Here is a 5,903-nt window from a genome sequence, read left to right on the forward strand (position 1 = left end):
CGCCAGCAGCAGGAACCCACCGAAGCGACTCAGGGGCGGCTCAATGCCGCTCCTGAGCGCCGTAGGAATCTCCGACCTTCAGGCCGGGGAGGATGTCAACGGAGGACGTTCGTCAGTCCTCGCAGGGGCTATCCAGCATCCCGCGGGTGAGTTTGTCGACGACCACGACATCGCGCGGCGGTTCTCCCGTGCGGGCGATCCGGCCTTCTATCCACATCAGCACCGGCGTGCCCGGCGCGATGCGCAGCTTGGAATAGGCATCGACAAGGGCCTGCCCCTGGCCGGTCTTGGCGACGGGGTAACGCTTACCCGTGCTGCAGATGGCGAAGGTTGCCTCGCCGTCCTTGGCGACTACTTTGCCGCGCATGGGGAAGGATTCCTCGATGTAGTCGATGTCGAACTGCTGGGTGAGCGAGTAGTTGAGCGCCGACTGGATGGGCTCGCCCTTCTGGTCGAGCAGTCGCAAGGTCGTGGGCGACAGGAATTCGTACAGGCCGCCTTCATTGCGGTCGCCGACCAGGCGGATGCGTTCGGGGGCGTCGACCAGCCGTTCCCAGCGGCCGGTGCTGATGAAGGTGAGGTCTTTGTTGTCGCGCGTGCCGAGATAGACGCGGCGCATGCGCCAGGTCCAATCTGGCAGCAGGGTCAGGGTGATCCGCTGCCCCGCGCAGTCGGCGCAGGGGATGACGCCGCGGAACGTCTGGGGCTGGGCCAGGGGCGCGCCACGGTCGACGACGGGCGCTTGGTCCACTTGCGTTCCCTGCATTTCGGGAGGCGGGGGGGCAGCGCCGGCGTCGCTCGGCGCTTCGGTACGCTGGCGATCGGGCAAGGGGATGGCGCAGCCCGCCAGGCCGGCCGCGACGACGGCCGCTGCGAGGAGGCTGGCGAAGCGTGACGGAGAGGGGCGGGACGGAAGTGGCGGGTTGGTCATGACGGCTCCGGCTCTTGACGTTTATCGCAAGTCTACCTTGTTGCGCCCGTCCGTTCTCGCGCCCGGGGCGAGATGGTGGACATTTCCTCCTGGCTGCGACTTCGCGGCGGAGTGCGGGGGCGGTTAAGCTTGCGGGGGGCCGCAGCGCGGCGATTTTTCTCTCTTCTATGTCTTTCGTGCAAATACTTGCGGCCACGCCGTGGCTGGCCTGGACATCGGCGGTCGTGCTCGGACTGGCCGTCGGCAGTTTTCTCAACGTGGTCATCGTGCGCCTGCCGCAGATGATGCACCGGGCCTGGCAGGCGCAATGCGCGGAACTGAACGGCGAGGCGCCGGCGCACGAGCGTTTCGACTTGGCCTATCCGCGTTCGCATTGTCCGGCCTGCAAGCACCCCATCGCCTGGCGGCACAATGTGCCGGTGTTCAGCTGGTTGGTGCTGCGCGGGCGCTGCGCCCACTGCCGGGCGCCGATCTCCGTGCAGTATCCGCTCGTGGAGCTGGCCGCGGCAGGGCTGTTCGCGGCGTGCCTGGCGCGGTTCGGCGTTTCGTGGGCGGCGCTGGCGGCGATGGGGTTTTGCGCGGCGTGCCTCGCCCTGGCCGTCATCGACCTGCGAACCTCCCTGCTGCCCGACGCGCTGACCTTGCCGTTGCTGTGGGCGGGCCTGTTCGTCAATCTCTGGGGGCTGTTCGCGCCTTTGTCCCATGCGGTGATCGGCGCCATGGCAGGCTACGGCGTGCTGTGGGCGGTGTATTGGATCTTCCGCCTTGCGACCGGCAAAGAGGGCATGGGCTACGGGGATTTCAAGCTGCTGGCCGCCATCGGCGCATGGCTGGGCTGGCTGAGCCTGCCGCTGGTCATGGTGGCGGCCTCGCTGGTCGGCATCGTCGTGGCGGGGGGGCTCCTCCTTCTCGGCAGGATCCGGCGGGGGCAGCCGCTGCCGTTCGGGCCTTACCTGGCCGCCGCGGGCGTGGCGGGCCTCCTCGGCGGCGATGCATGGGCTAAGCTTCTCGCATGGTGATGACGACTCATACATCCCGCGGCAGGCTCTTGCGCGTCGGCCTGACGGGGGGCATAGGCTCGGGCAAGACCGCCGTCGCGGACTTGCTTGCCCGGCAGGGCGCGGCGGTCATCGATACGGATGCGATCTCGCATGCGCTGACCGCTCCCGGAGGCTTGGCCATCGAGCCCTTGCGCCGCGAGTTCGGTTCTTCGGTGATCGGCCAGGACGGCGCCATGGACCGCGCCCGGATGCGGGAGCTGGTATTTTCCGATCCGCAGGCCAAGGCGCGCCTGGAGGCGATCATCCACCCCCTGATCGGGCAGGAGGTCGAGCGCCAAGCTGGGGAGCGGGAGGGCGCCTACCAAGTGTTCGTCGTGCCCCTGCTCGTCGAGTCCGGCCGCTGGCGCGACCGCGTAGACCGCATCTGCGTGGTGGACTGCGACGAGGCAACGCAGGTGCAGCGCGTGCAGCGCCGCAGCGGCCTCGCGCCCGAGATGATTGCCCGCATCATGAATGCCCAGGCGAGCCGCGCAGAGCGCCTGGCCGTGGCCGACGACGTCATCGTCAATGACGGTTCGACGACGCGCGAACAGCTCGTCCAGCGTGCCTTGGCCCAGCACCGGCTGTGGCTCGAGCTGGCCGCTCGCCTCGGTTCAGTCACATCTCGAAACCGAATTTCGGATGCGCCTCCGTCAAAGTAGAGGCTGAGATCGGCGAGATGTGCGTTGCGACCATGCGCCTACATAGGAGGTGTTCCGAGGTGTGCCCGTGCGAGGGCCGGTTCGGAAACGGATGAAGCGTCTGTCGCTTCATCCAATTGTGCAGGTATAGTTCCACCAATTCCGATACCGGACGGTCTACGTGGTTTTGTACGAGTATCCATTCAATGAGCGCGTCCGTACGCTGTTGCGTCTGGAAAGCCTCTTCGATACGTTATTTTTCTTCGTGCGGCAATCGGATCCGCGCGGGCATCACGTTGCACTGACCACGCTGTTCGAAATCCTCGATGTCTCGGCGCGCGCCGACTTGAAGTCCGACCTGCTGCAGGACCTGGAACGCTACCGCCAGTCGCTTTGTTCGCTTCGCGACCATCCCGACGTCGACAGGCAAGCGCTCGATGCCATGCTCGCCAACATCGAACAAGTCGCCTCGTCGCTGGTGGCGCAGGGCAAGACCGGCATGCCGCTGCGGCAGAACGAATGGCTCACCAGCATCCGCAGCCGGCTCGCCATCCCCGGGGGCGCCTGCGAGTTCGACGTGCCTTCCTACCACGCCTGGAAACACAAGCCGGCGGAACAGCGGGTGCAGGACCTCTCCCAGTGGGTCGAGCCTTTCCTTCCCATGCGGGACGGGCTGGCCATCGTGCTCAAGATGTTGCGCGAGTCGGGACGGCAGGTCAGCGTCATGGCCGAAGGCGGGGCCTTCCAGCAAATGCTTGGGGGCAAGGCCTACCAGCTGCTGCGCATTCGCGTGGACGAGGGCCTCGGCGTGTTTCCCGAGGTCAGCGCCAACAAGTACATGGTCTCGGTGCGATTCTCGTCGCAGGGCGGCGACATGAAACCCCAGCCCGTATCCATGGACGTCCCGTTCCAGCTCACGCTCTGCAACAGCCTTTGAGGCGGCTCGCGCCGGGCGGAGCGCTTGCTAGCCCGCCCGGCCGCTTCGCTAGAATGTCGCCATGGTCAAGAAAGTCAAATGCCCCACTTGCTCCAAGCCTGTCATTTGGAGCCCCGACAACGCCTGGCGTCCCTTCTGTTCGGAGCGGTGCCGGCAGATCGACCTGGGCGCATGGGCGTCCGAGAAATTCGCCATTCCGGGCGCGCCGCTGGAAACCGACGATCTCATCGGCGATACGGCCGAGCGCCTTTACCCGCCGCCGCGTTCGATGAACTGAGGCGCATCCGCCCCATTGCCGCGCGCGGCGCGTAGTACGGGATACGGGAGCTGTCGGCCAGCGGCCCGGCATGCGGCGGGTCACTACCCCCAGAACGCCCCGATTCCGGCGATGCCATGCGCGCCATGCTCGAGCGCGAGGGCTTTCGTTCGTGCCGACTGGCCGCCGAGCGCGAACACCGGCAGGCCCGCGTGCAGCGCCAGGGCGGCGAATCTTTCCCACCCCAGGGCCGGCTGGCCCGGGTGCGACGCGGTCGGCAGCACCGGGCCCAATACCGCGAAGTCAGCGCCGAGCCGGCGGGCGCATTCCAATTCTTCCTCGGTGTGCACGGACACGCCCAGGCGCGCGCCGCGGGGTAATTCCGGTCGTTCGCCGGCGAGGTCCGCCGACCGTAAATGCACCCCGTCGGCGTCGGCGCGCCAAGGCGCCGGGTGCGCGCTGTTCAGGAGAACTTGCGCCCCGGCAGACCGGGCGCGCGCCGAGACGCGCTTGAGCACCTCGCGCAACGACGGTTCCGCGGGGCCACCGGGCCAGCCTGGTTCGCGGAACTGGATGAGCTTGAGGCCCGCCGCCAAGGCGGCGTCGAGGCGTTGCAGGAAGGGCTCCACCTGGGAGGGCGAGCCGATGTTCGTGATGGCGTAGGTGTCTGGCAGCGACAGCCACTGCAGGGGCGGCAGGGTGGCGGGCAGCACCGGCCCGATGCGCGGCTCGAGGGCGAGGCCCAGCGCGTCTTCCGGCGCCTGCGCGCGAGCTTGCGCGGTTTCCAGGTCGGTCGGCTGCTCGCCGCGCGAGCGCCGGGCCTCCAGCTGGGCGAGCCGCTCCTCGCGTTCCCGCTCCGCGGCCGCGATTTCCGATGGGGTGGCCGCACGTACCCGCGCCCATTGCAGCGCTTGCGACTCCAGCCCTCGAGGCTGCCCTTCCCATTCCGTGACGCGGCAGAAATAAAGCCTGACGGTGGCATGCGCATACGCATGGATATGCGTGACCCAGGGCAAGGCCTTCAGGACGGTCACGCCCAGCTCTTCCTTGAGCTCCCGGGCTAGGGCCTGCAGCACCGTTTCACCGGCTTCCAGCTTGCCCCCGGGAAACTCCCACCAGCCGGCGTACGGCTTGCCCTCGGGGCGTTGTCCGAGGAGCAAGCTCCCGTCCGGCCGCAGCATGACGCCCACGGCGACGTCCACGACTTTGCCGGCAGTGTCGGGTTTCTTGGTCATTCCACGTCTTCCTGGATGTGCGGTTTCACCTGGCGCAGGCGCAGCCGCGGCCGCCTTGCGCCCGCGAAGGCCAGGCTTTGCGAGTCAGCGGGCGCCGCGCTGTTCGTCTTTGGCCGCCCAGTCTTTCGCGAACTGCCAGGCGACGCGTCCGGAACGCGAGCCGCGCTCCAGGGTCCATTGCAGCGCGGCGGTCCGGGAGCGCTCGATAGATTCCTCGCTGCATCCCAGCTCGCGCAGCCAATGGGCCACGATGTCGAGGTAATCGTCCTGCTTGAACGGGTAGAACGACAGCCACAGGCCGAAGCGTTCCGATAGCGAGATCTTTTCCTCGACGGTTTCGCCGGGGTGGATTTCGCCGTCGCTCTGGTGCTTGGCCTCCAGGTTCTCGTGCATGTATTCCGGCATCAGGTGGCGCCGGTTCGAGGTCGCGTAGATCAGCACGTTCTGCGAGGCGGCGGCGATGGAACCGTCCAGCACGGACTTAAGCGCCTTGTAGCCGGCCTCGCCTTCTTCGAACGAAAGATCGTCGGCAAATATGATGAAGCGCTCAGGCCGCTCGGCCACGAGCTCGACGATTTCCTGCAGGTCGCCCAGGTCGCCCTTGTCGACTTCGATCAGGCGCAGCCCGCGCTCGGCGTAGGCAGCCAGCATGGCTTTCACCAGCGAGCTCTTGCCCGTGCCCCGGGCGCCCGTCATCAGGACGTTGTTGGCCGGCTTGCCTTCCAGGAACTGGCGCGTGTTGCGGTCGATCACCTCTTTCTGGCGGTCGATGTGCTGCAGGTCATCGAGGTGGATGCGGGCGATGTGCCGCACCGGCTCCAGCCAGCCGCGCGTGCTCCGCTTGCGCCAGCGGAAGGCATGGG

The 5,903-nt window shown here is 67.4% G+C and carries 7 protein-coding genes; 4 read left to right on the top strand and 3 right to left on the bottom strand.

Features of this window, described 5'->3' with window-relative positions; genetic code table 11:
* Positions 1-112 precede the first annotated feature (112 nt).
* The gene (locus IRZ12_RS14955) at positions 113-931 is read right to left on the bottom strand and encodes a copper resistance protein NlpE N-terminal domain-containing protein (RefSeq protein ID WP_296469997.1); all 819 of its coding nucleotides are present in this window, start codon (positions 929-931) and stop codon (positions 113-115) included.
* A 167-nt stretch (positions 932-1,098) separates the two neighbouring features.
* On the opposite strand from IRZ12_RS14955, the gene IRZ12_RS14960 reads away from it, so the two are divergent.
* From IRZ12_RS14960 to IRZ12_RS14975, 4 genes are all read left to right on the top strand, one after another.
* A complete protein-coding gene (locus tag IRZ12_RS14960; protein WP_296470000.1) occupies positions 1,099-1,950 on the top strand; it encodes an A24 family peptidase in 852 nt (283 codons plus the stop codon).
* A complete protein-coding gene (gene coaE / locus IRZ12_RS14965; protein WP_296470003.1) occupies positions 1,950-2,633 on the top strand; it encodes a dephospho-CoA kinase in 684 nt (227 codons plus the stop codon). Before IRZ12_RS14960 ends, coaE begins: the two co-directional genes overlap by 1 nt.
* A gap of 160 nt (positions 2,634-2,793) precedes the next feature.
* Complete coding sequence (zapD, locus tag IRZ12_RS14970) at positions 2,794-3,549, top strand: cell division protein ZapD (RefSeq protein WP_296470006.1); 756 nt, start codon at positions 2,794-2,796, stop codon at positions 3,547-3,549.
* 61 nt (positions 3,550-3,610) lie between these two features.
* Entirely contained in the window at positions 3,611-3,826 is a 216-nt protein-coding gene (locus IRZ12_RS14975) for a DNA gyrase inhibitor YacG (protein ID WP_296470008.1), read from the top strand.
* Positions 3,827-3,909: 83 nt separating this feature from the next.
* On the opposite strand, the gene IRZ12_RS14980 is transcribed toward IRZ12_RS14975, so the two are convergent.
* A complete protein-coding gene (locus IRZ12_RS14980) occupies positions 3,910-5,040 on the bottom strand; it encodes a thiamine phosphate synthase (RefSeq protein ID WP_296470011.1) in 1,131 nt (376 codons plus the stop codon).
* Positions 5,041-5,124: 84 nt separating this feature from the next.
* A partial coding sequence (locus IRZ12_RS14985; protein ID WP_296470015.1) for an ATP-binding protein occupies positions 5,125-5,903 on the bottom strand: 779 nt, incomplete at its 5' end.

Origin of the sequence: Pigmentiphaga sp. (genome assembly GCF_019689535.1) — a bacterium.
GTDB lineage: Bacteria > Pseudomonadota > Gammaproteobacteria > Burkholderiales > Burkholderiaceae_B > Pigmentiphaga.